The sequence below is a fragment of the Citrobacter sp. wls710 genome, assembly GCF_005281115.1.
Classification (GTDB): Bacteria; Pseudomonadota; Gammaproteobacteria; order Enterobacterales; family Enterobacteriaceae; genus Citrobacter; species Citrobacter werkmanii.
Genome location: NZ_SZXD01000032.1, coordinates 1 through 18550, shown reverse-complemented (window position 1 = coordinate 18550; position 18550 = coordinate 1). Strand labels below are relative to the sequence as shown.

General features: G+C 50.2%; 17 protein-coding genes, 1 tRNA gene and 1 rRNA gene. 16 read left to right on the top strand and 3 right to left on the bottom strand.

Translation table 11 applies throughout. The annotated features are described in order from the left end of the window. Positions 1-297: 297 nt before the first annotated feature. The 9 genes from accB (at position 298) to FDX14_RS13620 (ending at position 7680) form a co-directional block, all read left to right on the top strand. Positions 298-768 (top strand): acetyl-CoA carboxylase biotin carboxyl carrier protein, encoded by a 471-nt coding sequence (gene accB / locus FDX14_RS13660; protein WP_003025210.1) that lies wholly within the window; start codon positions 298-300, stop codon positions 766-768. 10 nt (positions 769-778) lie between these two features. Further along, a complete protein-coding gene (gene accC / locus FDX14_RS13655) occupies positions 779-2128 on the top strand; it encodes an acetyl-CoA carboxylase biotin carboxylase subunit (protein ID WP_003828838.1) in 1350 nt (449 codons plus the stop codon). 107 nt (positions 2129-2235) lie between these two features. Next, entirely contained in the window at positions 2236-2478 is a 243-nt protein-coding gene (locus FDX14_RS13650; protein WP_006687800.1) for a YhdT family protein, read from the top strand. Further along, positions 2468-3919, top strand: coding sequence for a sodium/pantothenate symporter (panF, locus tag FDX14_RS13645; RefSeq protein ID WP_137349688.1), 1452 nt, complete (start codon positions 2468-2470; stop codon positions 3917-3919). The genes FDX14_RS13650 and panF overlap by 11 nt, the downstream gene beginning before the upstream one ends. Positions 3920-3930: 11 nt before the next feature. After that, complete coding sequence (prmA, locus tag FDX14_RS13640; RefSeq protein ID WP_061382540.1) at positions 3931-4812, top strand: 50S ribosomal protein L11 methyltransferase; 882 nt, start codon at positions 3931-3933, stop codon at positions 4810-4812. A 360-nt stretch (positions 4813-5172) separates the two neighbouring features. Continuing rightward, positions 5173-6138 carry a tRNA dihydrouridine synthase DusB gene (gene dusB, locus FDX14_RS13635; protein ID WP_137349687.1) on the top strand — a complete coding sequence of 322 codons (966 nt, stop codon included), beginning with the start codon at positions 5173-5175 and terminating at the stop codon, positions 6136-6138. A gap of 25 nt (positions 6139-6163) precedes the next feature. Then, positions 6164-6460: a DNA-binding transcriptional regulator Fis gene (gene fis / locus FDX14_RS13630; protein ID WP_000462905.1), complete on the top strand. Its 297-nt coding sequence runs from the start codon at positions 6164-6166 to the stop codon at positions 6458-6460. An 88-nt stretch (positions 6461-6548) separates the two neighbouring features. Then, positions 6549-7433, top strand: a complete 885-nt coding sequence (yhdJ, locus tag FDX14_RS13625) for an adenine-specific DNA-methyltransferase (RefSeq protein ID WP_042311358.1) — start codon at positions 6549-6551, stop codon at positions 7431-7433. 82 nt (positions 7434-7515) lie between these two features. Further along, entirely contained in the window at positions 7516-7680 is a 165-nt protein-coding gene (locus FDX14_RS13620; RefSeq protein WP_032940702.1) for a DUF2556 family protein, read from the top strand. A gap of 34 nt (positions 7681-7714) precedes the next feature. On the opposite strand, the gene envR is transcribed toward FDX14_RS13620, so the two are convergent. Beyond that, positions 7715-8371, bottom strand: a complete 657-nt coding sequence (gene envR / locus FDX14_RS13615; RefSeq protein ID WP_047026429.1) for an acrEF/envCD operon transcriptional regulator — start codon at positions 8369-8371, stop codon at positions 7715-7717. Between the two features lie 414 nt (positions 8372-8785). Between envR and FDX14_RS13610 the strand changes: the two genes are divergently transcribed. From FDX14_RS13610 to FDX14_RS13580, 7 genes are all read left to right on the top strand, one after another. Continuing rightward, positions 8786-9946 (top strand): efflux RND transporter periplasmic adaptor subunit, encoded by a 1161-nt coding sequence (locus tag FDX14_RS13610; RefSeq protein ID WP_061382543.1) that lies wholly within the window; start codon positions 8786-8788, stop codon positions 9944-9946. 11 nt (positions 9947-9957) lie between these two features. Further along, positions 9958-13071, top strand: a complete 3114-nt coding sequence (locus tag FDX14_RS13605; protein ID WP_137349686.1) for an efflux RND transporter permease subunit — start codon at positions 9958-9960, stop codon at positions 13069-13071. A gap of 271 nt (positions 13072-13342) precedes the next feature. Continuing rightward, positions 13343-13564, top strand: a complete 222-nt coding sequence (locus FDX14_RS13600; RefSeq protein WP_003025292.1) for a lipoprotein — start codon at positions 13343-13345, stop codon at positions 13562-13564. Positions 13565-14023: 459 nt separating this feature from the next. Then, positions 14024-15049 carry an amino acid ABC transporter substrate-binding protein gene (locus FDX14_RS13595; protein WP_038634415.1) on the top strand — a complete coding sequence of 342 codons (1026 nt, stop codon included), beginning with the start codon at positions 14024-14026 and terminating at the stop codon, positions 15047-15049. Positions 15050-15118: 69 nt separating this feature from the next. Beyond that, on the top strand, positions 15119-16300 hold the full coding sequence (locus FDX14_RS13590) for an amino acid ABC transporter permease (protein ID WP_061382544.1): 1182 nt from the start codon (positions 15119-15121) through the stop codon (positions 16298-16300). 9 nt (positions 16301-16309) lie between these two features. After that, positions 16310-17413: an amino acid ABC transporter permease gene (locus FDX14_RS13585; RefSeq protein WP_137349685.1), complete on the top strand. Its 1104-nt coding sequence runs from the start codon at positions 16310-16312 to the stop codon at positions 17411-17413. 7 nt (positions 17414-17420) lie between these two features. Next, on the top strand, positions 17421-18179 hold the full coding sequence (locus tag FDX14_RS13580) for an amino acid ABC transporter ATP-binding protein (RefSeq protein WP_061382546.1): 759 nt from the start codon (positions 17421-17423) through the stop codon (positions 18177-18179). 104 nt (positions 18180-18283) lie between these two features. Here FDX14_RS13580 and rrf read toward each other — a convergent pair. Together rrf and FDX14_RS13570 are read right to left on the bottom strand one after the other, a co-directional pair. Further along, positions 18284-18399 (bottom strand): 5S ribosomal RNA (gene rrf / locus FDX14_RS13575). A gap of 38 nt (positions 18400-18437) precedes the next feature. After that, positions 18438-18513 (bottom strand) — tRNA-Thr (locus FDX14_RS13570). Positions 18514-18550: the final 37 nt, after the last annotated feature.

Genomic DNA, 18550 nt, shown 5'->3' with positions numbered 1-18550 from the left:
GCTGCCAATTGCTACGAAATAGTTATAATGTGCGCCTTTGCTATCCCCGGTAGCGTTTTTACGGCGCGGAAAGGGTGACAATCGCATATTGAAGGTATATTTTGTCTTTTACCCGAAAATGACAGAAGATAGCCGCACAATGACTAACAAGTCTGGCAATCTCATGTAATGGCATCAGCACCCAGTGCAACGCCTGAGATGCGTGGCATCTTGTCACTCATTGTTATAAAAATGCTATACAGACGGCGGTAAAACGCCTGTCACAATCTCACTAAACAAAGAGTACGGAACCCACTCATGGATATTCGTAAGATTAAAAAACTGATCGAGCTGGTTGAAGAATCAGGCATCTCCGAACTGGAAATTTCTGAAGGCGAAGAGTCTGTACGCATCAGCCGTGCGGCGCCAGCTGCAAGTTTTCCAATGATGCAACAGGCTTATGCTGCACCAGTGATGCAGCAACCAGCTCTGTCTAACGCTGTCGCACAAACTGCCTCTCCAAGTATGGAAGCTCCGGCAGCAGCGGAAATCAGTGGTCACATCGTACGCTCCCCAATGGTTGGTACGTTCTACCGCACCCCGAGCCCGGATGCGAAAGCGTTCATCGAAATCGGCCAGAAAGTGAATGCGGGCGATACCCTGTGCATCGTTGAAGCCATGAAAATGATGAACCAGATCGAAGCCGACAAATCCGGCGTCGTTAAAGCGATTCTGGTAGAAAGTGGTCAACCGGTAGAATTTGACGAGCCGCTGGTCGTCATCGAATAACGAGGCGAACATGTTGGATAAAATTGTCATCGCTAACCGCGGCGAGATTGCCTTGCGTATTCTTCGTGCCTGTAAAGAACTGGGCATCAAGACTGTCGCTGTGCATTCAAGCGCGGATCGCGATTTAAAACACGTATTGCTGGCGGATGAGACGGTCTGTATTGGCCCGGCTCCGTCCGTAAAAAGCTATCTGAACATCCCGGCTATTATTAGCGCCGCTGAAATCACCGGCGCGGTGGCAATCCACCCGGGTTATGGCTTCCTCTCTGAGAACGCCAACTTTGCTGAGCAGGTAGAACGTTCTGGCTTTATCTTCATCGGCCCGAAAGCCGACACCATCCGCCTGATGGGCGACAAAGTGTCCGCGATTACCGCGATGAAGAAAGCTGGCGTACCGACTGTTCCTGGCTCTGACGGTCCGTTGGGCGATGACATGGACGCTAACCGCGCTCATGCTAAACGCATCGGCTACCCGGTTATCATCAAAGCCTCCGGCGGCGGCGGCGGTCGCGGTATGCGCGTCGTGCGCAGCGATGCCGAACTGGCGCAATCCATCTCCATGACCAAAGCGGAAGCAAAAGCGGCTTTCAATAACGACATGGTCTACATGGAGAAATACCTGGAAAACCCACGCCACATCGAAATTCAGGTGCTGGCAGACGGTCAGGGTAATGCGATTTATCTGGCAGAGCGTGACTGCTCCATGCAGCGTCGTCACCAGAAAGTTGTCGAAGAAGCACCAGCGCCGGGCATTACTCCGGAACTGCGTCGCTACATCGGCGAACGTTGCGCCAAAGCGTGCGTGGATATCGGCTATCGCGGCGCGGGTACTTTCGAGTTCCTGTTCGAAAACGGTGAGTTCTACTTCATTGAAATGAACACTCGTATTCAGGTTGAACACCCGGTAACCGAAATGATCACCGGTGTTGACCTGATCAAAGAACAGCTACGCATCGCTGCGGGTCAACCGCTGTCCATCAAGCAGGACGAAGTTGTGGTTAAAGGTCATGCGGTAGAGTGCCGTATCAACGCCGAAGACCCGAACACCTTCCTGCCGAGCCCGGGTAAAATCACGCGTTTCCACGCGCCGGGTGGCTTTGGTGTGCGCTGGGAGTCTCATATTTACGCAGGTTACACAGTACCTCCGTACTATGACTCAATGATCGGTAAGCTGATTTGCTATGGCGAAAACCGCGACGTCGCTATCGCACGCATGAAAAACGCCTTGCAGGAACTGATCATCGACGGCATCAAAACCAACGTTGATCTGCAGATCCGTATCATGAATGACGAGCACTTCCAGCATGGTGGAACCAATATCCACTACCTGGAGAAAAAACTCGGACTTCAGGAAAAGTAAGCAAGCGTTAACCGAAAAGGCCGGAAATTCCGGCCTTTTGTTTTTCTCCCCTCCCATACGTGCCATAAGGTACAATCCCCGCTTTCTTTATCCACAAGGGACAAAAAATGGACGCTCGTTTTGTTCAGGCCCATAAAGAGGCGCGCTGGGCGCTGTGGCTGACCCTTTTATATCTTGCCGCATGGTTAGTGGCCGCTTACTTACCAGACTCCACTCTGGGTTTTACTGGCCTGCCGCACTGGTTTGAAATGGCCTGTCTGCTGACGCCATTGGTTTTCATCGTACTGTGCTGGGCGATGGTGAAGTTTATTTATCGCGACATTCCTCTGGAGGATGATGATGCAGCTTGAAGTTATTTTGCCGCTGGTCGCCTATCTTCTGGTGGTTTTCGGCCTCTCTGTTTACGCCATGCGCAAAAGGTCGACTGGCACCTTCCTGAATGAATATTTCCTCGGCAGCCGCTCTATGGGTGGGGTCGTGTTAGCCATGACGCTAACGGCAACTTACATTAGCGCCAGCTCGTTTATCGGCGGCCCAGGTGCCGCTTACAAATACGGACTGGGATGGGTTTTGTTAGCGATGATCCAACTGCCCGCCGTCTGGTTGTCGTTGGGTATTCTCGGCAAAAAATTCGCCATTCTTGCACGCCGTTATAATGCGGTTACCCTCAACGATATGCTGTTTGCCCGCTACCAAAGCCGCCTGCTGGTATGGCTGGCGAGCCTCAGCCTGCTGGTCGCGTTTGTCGGTGCAATGACCGTACAGTTTATTGGCGGCGCGCGTTTGCTGGAAACGGCAGCGGGTATACCTTACGAAACCGGCCTGCTGATTTTTGGCGTCAGTATCGCGTTATACACGGCGTTTGGCGGATTTCGCGCCAGCGTGTTGAACGACACGATGCAGGGCATGGTGATGCTGATTGGGACTATCGTACTGCTGGTCGGTGTCGTCCATGCCGCCGGTGGTCTCAACAATGCGGTGGTCACCCTGCAAACCATCGATCCTAAACTGGTCTCGCCGCAGGGCGCTGATGACATTCTGTCCCCCACGTTTATGACCTCGTTCTGGGTACTGGTATGCTTTGGCGTGATTGGCCTGCCGCATACGGCGGTGCGCTGCATCTCCTATAAGGACAGCAAAGCGGTACACCGTGGAATTATCATTGGCACTATCGTAGTGGCTGTCCTGATGTTTGGTATGCATCTGGCCGGCGCGTTGGGCCGGGCGGTGATCCCTAACCTGACGGTACCGGATCTGGTTATTCCCACGCTAATGGTAAAAGTCTTGCCACCGGTAGCTGCCGGGATCTTCCTCGCCGCGCCCATGGCCGCGATCATGTCGACGATCAATGCCCAATTGCTGCAAAGTTCCGCTACGATCATTAAAGATCTCTATCTGAACCTTCGCCCGGAACAACTGCAAAATGAAACACGGTTGAAACGCATGTCGGCAGTGATCACTCTGCTGCTGGGCGCGTTACTGTTGCTGGCCGCGTGGAAGCCGCCAGAAATGATTATCTGGCTTAACCTGCTGGCGTTTGGCGGGTTGGAAGCCGTCTTCCTGTGGCCGTTGGTGCTGGGCCTTTACTGGGAGCGGGCAAACGCGGCTGGCGCACTGAGCGCAATGATTGTCGGCGGCGTACTTTATGCCGTACTCGCTACCTTTAACATTCAGTACCTGGGCTTTCATCCGATTGTGCCCTCGTTACTGATAAGTTTGCTGGCTTTCCTGATCGGCAACCGTTTCGGTTCTGCCGTTCCGCAAGCCGCCATATTGACTACTGATAAATAAAGAGTTTTGCCATGCCATGGATTCAACTGAAACTGAACACGACCGGTGCAAACGCTGAAGAGTTGAGCGACGCACTGATGGAAGCGGGCTCCGTTTCCATTACCTTCCAGGATACGCATGATACGCCGGTATTTGAACCACTGCCGGGCGAGACTCGCCTGTGGGGCGATACCGACGTTATCGGCTTGTTCGATGCAGAAACCGACATGAAAGAGGTCGTTGCTATTCTGGAGCAGCATCCGCTGCTGGGTGCTGGCTTCGCGCATAAAATCGAACAGCTTGAAGACAAAGACTGGGAACGCGAATGGATGGATAACTTCCACCCAATGCGCTTTGGTGAACGTCTGTGGATTTGCCCAAGCTGGCGCGATGTCCCGGATGAGAACGCCGTCAACGTGATGCTCGACCCGGGACTGGCGTTTGGTACTGGCACTCACCCAACCACCTCTCTGTGCCTGCAATGGCTGGATGGTCTCGATCTTAACGGTAAAACGGTTATCGACTTTGGCTGCGGCTCCGGCATTCTTGCCATTGCGGCACTGAAGCTGGGTGCGGCGAAAGCGATTGGTGTGGATATCGATCCGCAAGCGATTCAGGCCAGCCGTGATAACGCCCAGCGTAATGGCGTTTCTGAGCGTCTGGAACTTTATCTGCCTAAAGACCAGCCAGAGGCGATGAAAGCCGATGTGGTGGTCGCCAACATCCTTGCAGGCCCATTACGTGAACTGGCGCCGTTAATCAGCGTGCTGCCCGTTGAGGGCGGTTTACTGGGGCTTTCTGGTATTCTTGCCAGCCAGGCGGAAAGCGTCTGTGAAGCCTATGCCGATCTCTTTACGCTCGATCCGGTTATCGAGAAAGAAGAGTGGTGTCGCATTACCGGACAGAAAAAATAATCCCTTCTCGTTACCGTTGGTAACGCAAAAATCGCTCTTTTTTTCGCAAAAGGATTTGCGGAAATGAGAGCGAGATCGCATTACAAAGTCACTATTTGCTCACAAAAACAGCTTTTTATCCTGATAACCTAAGGCTGGCCATAATAAAAAAAGAGAAGTTTTCGGAATTTATAAACGGATGACAAATTAACACAACCACGTATCCAAATGATTATTAAAGATTTTAATTTGAAACTGTGTACTTAACCAGCAATTCATTGATCCACCTCAGTGGATTGGTCAAAGTTTGGCCTTTCATCTCGTGCGAAAAATGCGTAATATACGCCGCCTTGCAGTCACAGTATGGTCATTTCTTAACTCATGCGCATCGGACAATACCAGCTCAGAAATCGCCTGATCGCAGCACCTATGGCTGGCATCACTGACAGACCATTCAGGACGCTGTGCTATGAGATGGGAGCCGGATTGACGGTATCCGAGATGATGTCTTCTAACCCGCAGGTTTGGGAAAGCGACAAGTCTCGTTTACGGATGGTGCACGTTGATGAGCCAGGAATTCGCACGGTGCAAATTGCCGGTAGCGATCCTGTTGAGATGGCCGATGCCGCACGTATTAACGTGGAAAGCGGCGCCCAGATTATTGATATCAATATGGGGTGTCCGGCTAAAAAAGTGAATCGCAAGCTCGCAGGTTCAGCCCTCTTGCAGTACCCGGATTTAGTGAAATCAATACTAACCGAGGTCGTCAATGCAGTGGACGTTCCTGTCACACTCAAGATTCGCACCGGCTGGGCTCCGGAACACCGTAACTGCGTAGAGATTGCCCAACTGGCTGAAGACTGTGGCATTCAGGCTCTGACCATTCATGGACGCACCCGCGCCTGTTTGTTCAATGGAGATGCTGAGTACGACAGTATTCAGGCAGTTAAGCAGAAAGTTTCCATTCCGATTATCGCGAATGGCGACATTACTGACCCGCTTAAAGCCAGAGCTGTACTCGACTATACGGGGGCGGATGCCCTGATGATAGGCCGTGCAGCTCAGGGAAGACCCTGGATCTTTCGGGAAATCCAGCATTATCTGGACACTGGGGAGCTGCTGCCCCCACTGCCACTGGCAGAGGTGAAGCGCTTGCTTTGTGCGCATGTTCGGGAACTGCATGACTTTTATGGTCAGGCAAAAGGGTACCGAATTGCGCGTAAACACGTATCCTGGTATCTCCAGGAACACGCTCCGGATGACCAGTTTCGGCGCACATTCAACGCCATTGAAGATTCCAGCGAACAGCTGGCGGCGTTGGAGGCATACTTCGAAAATTTTGCGTAAACAGAAATAAAGAGCTGACAGAACTATGTTCGAACAACGCGTAAATTCTGACGTACTGACCGTTTCTACCGTTAACTCTCAGGACCAGGTAACTCAAAAGCCCCTGCGTGACTCGGTTAAACAGGCACTGAAGAACTATTTTGCTCAATTGAATGGTCAAGACGTTAATGATCTCTATGAGCTGGTACTGGCTGAAGTAGAACAGCCCCTGTTGGACATGGTGATGCAATACACCCGCGGTAACCAGACCCGTGCTGCCCTGATGATGGGCATCAACCGTGGTACGCTGCGTAAAAAACTGAAAAAATACGGCATGAACTGATACTAATCAGTTAAATGTTTGTTTTAAAAGGCGCTACTCGGCATGGGGAAGCGCCTTTTTTATTAACGTCACATGGGAGGCTTTGGCGATGAACGCAAGATGTGAACCTGTCTATTTTGGCGATGAATCTAAAAAGATAATCCTGGGTGATGCGCTAACCGAGCTAAAAAAGCTACCCGCTGAAAGCATCGATCTCATTTTTGCCGACCCACCTTATAACATCGGCAAAGACTTTGACGGGATGGTGGAATCCTGGGACGAAGAGACCTTTCTGGCGTGGCTGTTTGAATGCATTGACGAGTGCCATCGCATTCTCAAACCACACGGTAGCATGTACATCATGAACAGTACGGAGAACATGCCGTACATCGACCTCAAATGTCGCCAGCTTTTTACCATCAAAAGCCGTATCGTGTGGTCATATGATAGCTCAGGGGTACAGGCTAAAAACTACTTTGGTTCGATGTATGAACCGATCCTGATGATGGTCAAAGATCAGAAAAACTACACGTTTAATCGTAATGATGTTCTGGTTGAAGCTAAAACGGGCGCTAAACGTGCGCTAATAGACTACAGAAAGAATCCGCCCCAACCTTACAATCAGAAAAAAGTACCTGGCAATGTCTGGGATTTTCCCCGCGTTCGCTATCTGATGGACGAATACGAAAATCACCCCACTCAAAAACCCAAAGCCCTCCTGGAACGCATCATTCTGGCTTCCTCCAACCCGGATGACAAAGTGCTGGATCCGTTTGCCGGCAGCTTTACAACCGGCGCTACCGCAGTGGAATTAGGTCGCAAATTTGTCGGTATTGAAATCAATGCTGAGTACGTAAAAATGGGGCTCAGAAGACTGAGTATCGGTTCTCATTTTTCAGAGACTGAACTTGCAAAAGTGAAAAAACGTAAGACAAAAAACCTGTCCAAAAAGAGCCGATTAACGGCAAACAGTGGCGCTCTTTCGGCAAAGTAAAGGCATTGTAAGTCTGCTTTTCAGCTTACTGATTTCGTGTATATTCCCTGCAAGCTTGGGCATGAATACACAGGATTTAGCAATGATTCGCAAGTATTGGTGGCTGGTTGTTTTTGCGGTCTTCGTTTTTCTTTTTGATGCGCTGCTCATCCAGTGGATAGAACTGATGACAACAGAGCACGACAAATGTCGGAATATGAACTCAGTGAATCCCCTAAAACTGGTCAACTGCGCCGATCTCGACTAGCACCGTCGACAGCCGTCAGGCCCTGGCGGCTAGACTACCCAACCTGGTTTTCACTCTGCATTAATTGCATTACGCAGCCGTCCGGGCTTAACATTTTTAATACATTATCAACTAATGCTGGCGCTTGCCCATACAGATCATAACTCTCTGGATTCATTAACCAGTTTTTTATTATTCCGCTAAAGCTACCATGCAAAATAATGATGATAACGTCTAAATCCAAGCTGGTGGCAATCAAATTTTCATCTATGCATCGTTGGAGAGAATCGCGAATACTTTGGTGGCTGAGACCTATTTTATCGCGAATGGCCTGCTCTGATATCATATCTTTATGGAATTCGCATTTATGATATAAAATCTGCATTAATGCCTGCTGACGAGGGTTCTCCGCAATATATTGTAATCCCACCACAAATTTTTCACGCAGTCGCTGTAAAGGGTTATCACCCCAACGACCAATAAGCTTGTCCTGAATAAGATCGCGTAAAGGAGGTTGTTGTAACCATAACTCATTAAACAATTGAGTTTTATTTTCGAAATGCCAATAAAGTGCACCCCGTGTCACATTGGCGGCATCCGCTATGTCGTTTAGCGTCGTATTACCTACGCCACGTGCGGCAAACTGTACAATCGCCGTTTCCATCAGGTGCTGTCGCGTTTTGAGGGCATCCGCTTTCGTTTTTCTGGCCATGATTCCGACTATCTGGATTGGAGTAGAGAATGATTAACTTTCTTATCTAATATTTTCGATCTGGAACAAATGTATCACTTAGCGTTTATTTAGACGAGGTCTAAAGTATTTAATTGCGGACATTACACACGAATAGATAAAACAAATAACAAAAACAAATATATTCACCATTCAGATGATCATTTCAAAATGTATTTATCAGCATCATGGTGTTGCTATAAATATCACAATGAAACGGTAGCTGATTAATCTTTTTTTGCTTTTATGTGCCGTGAACCCCGCCCATAAATAAGTATTGCTTACATCGCAAGCTAATAATTTGTAGGATAGCCAACTATTATTTTTTCTTGTGCGCGTTATCACCCCTATTGTTACTCGGTTAATAACGAGCGTTCGGTTTTTTAAGGAATAGAAATGACGAAAAATGCCAGGTTTTCACTCCTGCCCTCATTCATCATCATCTCCGCTGCATTACTCGCCGGTTGTAACGATCAGGGAGAAACACAAGCACATCCCGCAGAGCCGCAGGTGACTGTCCATGTCGTCGAAAAGGCCCCTTTAGCCGTGACGACCGAATTACCCGGACGCACTACAGCATTTCGTATTGCAGAAGTCCGTCCTCAGGTTAGTGGAATTGTACTTAAACGAAATTTCACCGAGGGTAGCGATGTTGAAGCCGGTCAATCGCTTTATCAGATCGATCCAGCGACTTACCAGGCTGACTATGACAGCGCCAAAGGCGAACTGGCAAAGAGTGAAGCGGCGGCCGCTATCGCGCATTTAACGGTAAAACGTTATGTGCCGCTGGTTGGCACCAAGTACATCAGCCAGCAAGAGTACGATCAGGCAATTGCTGATGCCCGCCAGGCCGATGCCTCCGTAATCGCGGCCAAAGCGGCAGTCGAAAGCGCACGTATCAACCTGGCCTACACCAAAGTGACATCGCCCATTAGCGGACGTATCGGTAAATCTAACGTCACCGAAGGCGCATTAGTCACGAATGGTCAGGCAACTGAGCTTGCTACTGTGCAACAGCTCGATCCCATCTATGTTGACGTGACGCAGTCCAGTAACGACTTTATGCGCCTCAAGCAGTCTATTGAACAAGGCAGTCTGCATAAAGACAGCGCCAGCAGTACCGTCGAGCTGGTGATGGAAAATGGTCAGGCATACCCACTCAAGGGTTCATTGCAATTTTCTGATGTGACGGTTGATGAAAGCACCGGATCAATCACTCTCAGAGCCGTATTCCCTAACCCACAGCACACGCTGCTGCCAGGCATGTTTGTGCGTGCTCGCATTGATGAAGGCGTCCAGCCGAATGCCATTCTCGTTCCGCAGCAGGGGGTGACACGTACACCTCGTGGCGATGCCACCGTGATGGTCGTTAACGACAAGAGCCAGGTTGAAGCGCGGGCAGTTGTCGCCGCTCAAGCGATTGGCGACAAATGGCTCATCAGCGAAGGTCTGCAACCCGGTGACAAAGTTATCGTGAGCGGCTTACAAAAAGCACGCCCTGGCGTTCAGGTTAAAGCAACCGCCGATAACGAACCCCCTGCGACGAAAGCCCAATAAGGTAACCGGACATGGCTAACTTTTTTATCAGGCGTCCTATCTTTGCCTGGGTACTGGCCATCATTCTGATGATGGCGGGTGCTCTGGCAATTATGCAACTGCCCGTGGCGCAGTACCCGACCATCGCGCCTCCTGCCGTATCGGTTTCCGCCACCTACCCAGGTGCGGATGCGCAAACGGTACAGGATACCGTCACGCAGGTTATCGAACAGAATATGAACGGTATCGATAACCTGATGTATATGTCCTCCACCAGCGATTCAGCCGGGAGTGTGACCATCACGCTGACCTTCCAGTCCGGTACCGACCCCGATATCGCGCAGGTTCAGGTACAAAACAAGCTGCAGCTCGCCACTCCCTTACTGCCGCAAGAAGTTCAGCAGCAGGGGATCAGCGTCGAGAAATCCAGTAGCAGCTTTTTGATGGTCGCGGGTTTTGTTTCTGACAACCCACAAACCACTCAGGATGACATTTCCGACTACGTCGCCTCGAACGTTAAAGACTCGATCAGCCGTCTGAATGGCGTGGGTGACGTGCAGCTGTTTGGTGCGCAGTACGCTATGCGTATCTGGCTGGATGCAAACTTGTTGAATAAGTACCAGCTCACGCCGGTTGATGTGATCAATCAGTTGAAGGTGCAGAACGATCAGATTGCTGCCGGTCAGTTAGGCGGTACGCCTGCGTTGCCTAATCAGCAGCTTAATGCCTCTATCATTGCGCAAACGCGACTGAAAGACCCTGAAGAGTTCGGCAAAGTAACTTTACGCGTGAATAGCGATGGTTCGGTCGTTCACCTGAAAGACGTTGCACGCATCGAGTTGGGTGGTGAGAACTACAACGTAGTCGCGCGTATTAACGGGAAACCAGCATCCGGTCTCGGGATCAAACTGGCAACCGGGGCAAACGCGCTGGATACCGCAAACGCTATCAAAGCCAAGCTGGTTGAACTGCAACCGTTCTTCCCGCAGGGAATGAAGGTGGTCTATCCGTACGACACCACCCCGTTTGTAACCATCTCCATTCATGAAGTGGTAAAAACGCTGTTTGAAGCGATCGTACTGGTGTTCCTGGTCATGTATTTGTTCCTGCAAAACATCCGGGCTACGCTCATTCCAACCATTGCCGTACCTGTTGTATTGTTGGGCACATTTGCCGTACTTGCCGCGTTTGGCTACTCAATAAACACCCTGACGATGTTCGGCATGGTACTCGCCATCGGCCTATTGGTTGATGATGCGATAGTGGTGGTGGAAAACGTGGAACGTGTGATGATGGAAGATAATCTGCCGCCCAAAGAGGCGACAGAAAAATCCATGTCACAAATTCAGGGCGCGCTGGTCGGTATCGCCATGGTGCTGTCTGCGGTATTTATCCCGATGGCCTTCTTCGGCGGCTCAACCGGGGCTATCTATCGGCAGTTCTCTATCACCATCGTTTCTGCAATGGCGCTTTCAGTGCTGGTAGCGCTGATCCTGACTCCCGCGCTTTGTGCAACGCTGTTGAAGCCGGTATCGGCTGAACATCACGAGAATAAAAGCGGTTTCTTTGGCTGGTTTAATGCCAAATTCGATCACAGCGTCAATCATTACACCAATAGCGTCAGCGGTATTGTGCGTAAAACCGGGCGTTACCTGGTCGTCTACCTGATTATCGTGATTGGGATGGCGGTGTTGTTTATGCGCCTTCCAACCTCCTTCTTGCCAGAAGAAGATCAGGGCGTATTCCTGACAATGATTCAGCTTCCGGCCGGTGCAACGCAAGAGCGAACCCAGAAAGTGCTGGATCAGGTTACGCATTACTACCTGAACAACGAGAAAGCCAACGTCGAAAGCGTCTTTACGGTTAACGGCTTTAGCTTCAGCGGGCAAGGGCAAAACTCAGGGATGGCGTTTGTCAGCCTCAAGCCCTGGGAAGAACGCAGTGGCGACGAGAATAACGTTGAATCGATTATCGCCAGAGCAACCCGTGCGTTTAGCCAGATTCGTGACGGCTTAGTGTTCCCTTTCAACATGCCAGCCATTGTTGAACTGGGTACCGCAACCGGCTTCGACTTCGAGCTGATTGACCAGGGCGGGCTGGGGCATACCGCGTTAACACAAGCGCGTAACCAACTGCTGGGTATGGTTGCTAAACACCCTGACCTGCTGGTTCGCGTGCGTCCAAACGGTCTCGAGGATACCGCCCAGTTCAAGCTGGATGTCGATCAGGAAAAAGCTCAGGCCCTTGGTGTCTCGCTGTCCGATATTAATGAAACCATCTCCGCTGCGCTGGGTGGCTATTACGTCAATGACTTCATTGACCGTGGCCGCGTGAAAAAAGTGTACGTACAGGCCGATGCCAAATTCCGTATGTTGCCGGAAGACATCAATAATCTGTATGTTCGTAGCGCCAATGGCGAAATGGTACCGTTCTCCACGTTCAGTTCCGCACATTGGATCTACGGTTCACCACGTCTGGAACGTTACAACGGTATGCCTTCTATGGAACTGTTAGGAGAAGCGGCGCCAAGCCGAAGCACCGGTGAAGCGATGGCGCTGATGGAAAGCCTGGCAGAGAAACTGCCTAACGGTATCGGTCATGACTGGACTGGTATGTCCTATCAGGAAAGACTCTCAGGGAACCAAGCGCCTGCGCTGTATGCCATCTCGCTCATCGTTGTCTTCCTTTGCCTTGCCGCATTGTATGAGAGCTGGTCGATCCCGTTCTCGGTGATGCTGGTTGTACCGCTTGGCGTGGTTGGCGCACTGCTAGCAGCATCGCTACGTGGGATGAATAACGACGTGTACTTCCAGGTTGGGTTGCTAACCACTATCGGCCTCTCGGCTAAAAACGCCATTCTGATCGTCGAGTTTGCCAAAGACCTGATGGATAAAGAAGGCAAAGGGCTGATCGAAGCGACGTTGGAGGCATCCCGCATGCGTCTTCGCCCTATCCTGATGACATCCCTGGCATTTATTCTGGGGGTTATGCCTCTGGTTATCAGCCACGGAGCGGGTAGCGGTGCACAGAATGCGGTCGGCACAGGCGTAATGGGGGGAATGCTAACCGCAACATTGTTGGCGATCTTCTTCGTTCCCGTCTTCTTCGTTGTCGTCAGACGGCGTTTTAGTCGGCACACTGATTAATTTGTAAAATAAAGGCGTCTACGGACGCCTTTTTCATCGGTACACTCTCTCTTTGTTTATTAATAAGATAGCCATTTATTTCATTTAAGTCGGTCATTAAAACCCGCCCGCAACCTTTCTTTTTATCCATTATTTTTACAATCCACATGAATTGAGATTATTCCTTCTGTCAGTCTTTTTTTAAGAGGTGGTAAAATAATGACCGAGTTCGCAGATGGCTTAGCGCTTGTCTTTGCTCAATTAGCGAAACGCTTATTTTTGAGGTAACACCATGAAAAGATTAATATCCGTTGCATTGCTTACCGCGTTTCTTGCCGGTTGTGCACACGATTCTCCTTGCGTACCTGTATACGACGATCAGGGACGCCTGGTCCATACCAATACCTGTATGAAAGGCACCACGCAGGATAACTGGGAAACAGCCGGTGCCATCGCCGGTGGCGCAGCCGCCGTTGCCGGATTGACGCTTGGGATAGTTGCCCTGACCAAATAACTCTTCTTAAAAGCGCGGTAGCTACCGCGCTTTTAGCAATAAAAATGAAATTCACATATAAGACAAAACGTTGGTTTATCGCCCTTTCTAAATAATAAAATTGTTATAGATATCCCTCACATATCCACGATTTGAAATTAGCATTTTTCCTGTTCTTGGTTACACCACGTTTTCTTTTCATTATTCTCACGCGATCAATATTAACGTCCGAAATCGTTATCACGCGTCCTGTCTAATTTTAAAATTTTTGCGCTGAAATGTGGCTTACGTTTCAATTTTGCACCACTTCAGGGCGCTGCATTTATTTTTTCCTGTCTACACTCTGCATATTGCGTCGAATAATCGTGCGCAAAAACCTGGCACTACCTTTGCTTAAAAGAGTATGGCCAAAGCCACAGACCGGTAAAAGACGTTTTCAGAACGTTTTCATAACAATAATTCCTCCACACAGGATGCTCTATGAAAAAGATGATAATAGCCAGCCTGGCTGCGGCCGGCGTGCTCCTTGCGATAGCAAATCAGGCGCATGCCGGCGCAACACTTGATGCCGTAAAGAAAAAAGGGTTTGTGCAATGCGGGATCAGTGACGGGTTGCCTGGCTTCTCTTACGCCGATGCGAGCGGTAAGTTTTCAGGTATTGATGTCGACGTATGCCGAGGCGTTGCCTCCGCCGTATTTGGTGATGATACCAAAGTAAAATATACCCCACTCACCGCCAAGGAACGTTTTACCGCGTTACAGTCTGGCGAAGTCGACATGCTCTCGCGTAATACCACATGGACCTCCTCTCGTGATGCAGGTATGGGCATGTCTTTCACTGGCGTAACCTATTACGATGGCATTGGTTTTCTTACCCACAATAAAGCCGGCCTGAAGAGCGCGAAAGAACTGGATGGCGCAACGGTATGTATTCAGGCAGGAACCGATACCGAACTGAACGTGGCTGACTACTTTAAAGCCAATAATATGAAGTACACCCCTGTCACGTTTGACCGCTCGGATGAATCAGCCAAGGCTCTGGAATCAGGACGTTGTGATACGCTGGCCTCCGACCAGTCTCAGCTGTATGCCCTGCGCATCAAGCTGAGCAATCCTGCAGAATGGATTGTCCTGCCAGAAGTTATTTCTAAAGAACCGTTAGGTCCGGTTGTACGTCGTGGCGACGATGAATGGTTCTCCATTGTTCGCTGGACGCTGTTCGCCATGCTGAACGCGGAAGAGATGGGGGTTAACTCGAAAAACGTTGATGAAAAAGCGGCTAATCCTGCAACGCCGGATATGGCGCATCTGCTAGGTAAAGAAGGGGATTATGGCAAGGATCTGAAGCTTGATAACAAATGGGCTTATAACATTATTAAGCAGGTAGGTAACTACTCGGAGATCTTTGAACGTAACGTTGGATCGGAAAGTCCGTTGAAGATCAAACGTGGACAGAACAACCTCTGGAACAACGGTGGCATTCAATATGCGCCACCGGTGCGCTAATGCAAAGTGATGTAACGGGCGCCGCAGCTGCGGCGCTCAGCCCAGAGCCATTGTTACCGAGGTTTTCTTATGCTTCATCGCCGCTCAACCGTAAAAGGATCGCTATCCTTTTCTAACCCTGCGGTCCGCGCCTGGTTATTCCAAATACTCGCCGTCATTGCGGTCATTAGCATTGCGGTCTATCTCATTCATAACACGATTAATAACCTGAGCAGTCGCGGTATTACCTCGGGATTTTCTTTTCTCGACCGCAGCGCCGGATTTGGTATCGTCCAGCATCTGATTGATTACGAGCAAGGCGATACCTATGGCCGCGTGTTCCTGGTCGGCCTGCTTAATACGCTGTTAGTTTCCGCACTATGTATCGTCTTCGCTTCATTTCTCGGTTTCTTTCTCGGGCTGGCACGCCTGTCAGATAACTGGTTATTGCGAAAGCTCTCCACGGTCTATATCGAAACGTTCCGCAATATCCCGCCGCTATTGCAGATCTTCTTTTGGTATTTTGCCGTATTACGTAACCTACCCGGCCCACGTCAGGCCGTAAACGCGCTGGATTTGATGTTTCTGAGCAACCGGGGGCTGTATATTCCGGCGCCGCAAATGGGAGAAGGTCTTTTTGCCTTTTGTACTGCGGTCCTTATTGCCATCGCTGTCACCTTCGGGCTATTTCGCTTCAACAGAATGCACCAGATCAAAACCGGTCAGTTACGCCGTACCTGGCCCACAGCTCTGGCATTATTCGTATTTTTACCGATGATTTCACAATGGTTTTTTGGCGCGGCCCTTCACTGGGATATCCCCGAGCTACGCGGTTTTAACTTCCGTGGCGGTATGGTGCTTATACCTGAACTAGCGGCTCTGACGCTGGCGCTTTCAGTGTATACCTCAGCGTTTATTGCAGAAATTATTCGGGCAGGAATTCAGGCTGTTCCTTATGGCCAACATGAGGCAGCACGCTCTCTGGGTTTGCCAAATCCGGTGACGCTCCGCCAGGTCATCATCCCACAGGCGCTGCGCGTCATCATTCCTCCACTAACCAGTCAGTACCTGAATATCGTTAAAAATTCATCGCTCGCTGCCGCCATTGGCTACCCGGATATGGTTTCCCTGTTTGCTGGCACGGTACTCAATCAAACGGGACAAGCCATTGAAACTATTGCCATCACCATGTCGGTATACCTGATCATCAGCCTGAGCATTTCTCTACTGATGAATATTTATAACCGTCGTATCGCACTGATCGAGCGCTAAGGAGCCATGATGACAAAAGCACTACTGTCTCACCCCTCGCGCCAGAGCAGTAACCCGGCAAGCCGCTGTCTGTTCTGGGTTCGCAAAAACCTGTTCTCCACTTGGTCAAATAGCCTGCTCACGCTGCTATGTGTGTGGTTAATTTGGTCCTTCCTTCCACCGCTGTTGAACTGGGTATTTTTTCAGGCCAACTGGATAGGCTCTACCCGAGCTGACTGTACCAAAGCGGGGGCCTGCTGGGTGTTCATTCATGAACGCTTCGGACAATTCATGTATGGACTTTACCCACACGATCAGCGCTGGCGCATAAATCTGGCCCTGCTGATTGGCCTGGTCTCAATCGTTCCCATGTTCTGGAAAATCATTCCCCACCGTGGTCGTTATATCGCCGTTTGGGCAGTTCTTTATCCTTTGGTGGTCTGGTGGTTGATGTACGGTGGTTTTCTCGGACTTGAGCGGGTAGAAACCCGGCAGTGGGGCGGGTTAACGCTGACGCTTATCATCGCATCCGTCGGTATTGCGGGTGCGCTCCCGTGGGGGATTCTACTGGCATTGGGACGTCGTTCTCATATGCCAATCGTTCGGATTTTATCCGTCATTTTTATTGAGTTCTGGCGCGGCGTACCGTTGATCACCGTCCTGTTTATGTCCTCTGTCATGCTCCCTCTGTTTATGTCGGAGGGGACCAGTATCGACAAGCTTATCCGGGCCCTGGTCGGTGTCATTCTTTTCCAGTCAGCCTATGTTGCAGAGGTAGTTCGTGGGGGATTACAGGCCTTGCCAAAAGGTCAGTATGAAGCGGCTGAATCACTGGCCCTTGGGTACTGGAAAACCCAAGGGTTGGTCATTCTTCCACAAGCTCTCAAGCTGGTTATTCCTGGTTTGGTTAATACGATTATTGCCCTGTTCAAGGATACCAGTTTGGTCATCATCATCGGCCTGTTTGATCTCTTCAGCAGCGTGCAGCAAGCAACCGTGGATCCTGCATGGCTGGGTATGTCGACTGAAGGATATGTTTTTGCCGCACTGATTTACTGGATCTTTTGTTTCAGTATGTCGCGTTACAGCCAACATCTGGAAAAACGTTTTAATACCGGGCGTACACCGCACTGAGGAATTTATGAACCAATTATTAATGCCGTCTACTGACGCGATGATTACGCTGGAAAACGTCAACAAATGGTACGGACAGTTCCACGTTTTGAAAAACATCAATCTGCAGGTAAAACAAGGAGAGCGTATCGTCTTATGCGGTCCTTCCGGCTCGGGTAAATCGACAACTATCCGTTGTATTAACCATCTGGAAGAGCATCAGCAAGGACGTATTGTGGTGGATGGGATTGAACTCAATGAAGACATTCGCAATATTGAGCGCGTCAGGCAAGAAGTTGGCATGGTCTTTCAACACTTCAATCTCTTTCCTCATTTGACGGTCCTGCAAAACTGTACGCTGGCACCAGTCTGGGTGCAAAAGATGCCGAAAAAAGAGGCTGAAGTGTTGGCAATGCACTACCTTGAGCGAGTTCGCATTGCTGAACATGCGCATAAATATCCTGGGCAAATCTCTGGTGGACAACAACAGCGCGTGGCCATTGCACGCTCGCTGTGCATGAAACCCAAAATAATGTTGTTTGATGAACCCACATCAGCGCTGGATCCAGAAATGGTGAAAGAGGTGCTTGATACCATGATCGGTCTGGCGCAATCGGGTATGACTATGCTGTGCGTTACCCATGAAATGGGATTTGCCCGCACGGTGGCCGACCGCGTGATCTTCATGGATCTTGGCGAGATTGTGGAGCAGGCGCCGCCAGATGAGTTTTTTGCCAATCCCAGGTCAGAACGTACGCGGGCATTCCTGTCGCAGGTGATTCATTAATCTTCTGTTTTGCCCGGTGGCGTTGCGCATACCGGGCTTACAGGTTAGCAAGAAGCATAACGCAAAAAGGCCATCCTTTCGGATGGCCTTTTCACTTGTTTGATGTCTGGCAGTTCCCTACTCTCGCATGGGGAGACCCCACACTACCATCGGCGCTACGGCGTTTCACTTCTGAGTTCGGCATGGGGTCAGGTGGGACCACCGCGCTACAGCCGCCAGACAAATTCTTTTCTAAGCGCCGAACTTTAACCGAAAAACTGGTGCTGATACCCAGAGTCGAACTGGGGACCTCACCCTTACCAAGGGTGCGCTCTACCAACTGAGCCATATCAGCACACTAAATTTGATGCCTGGCAGTTCCCTACTCTCGC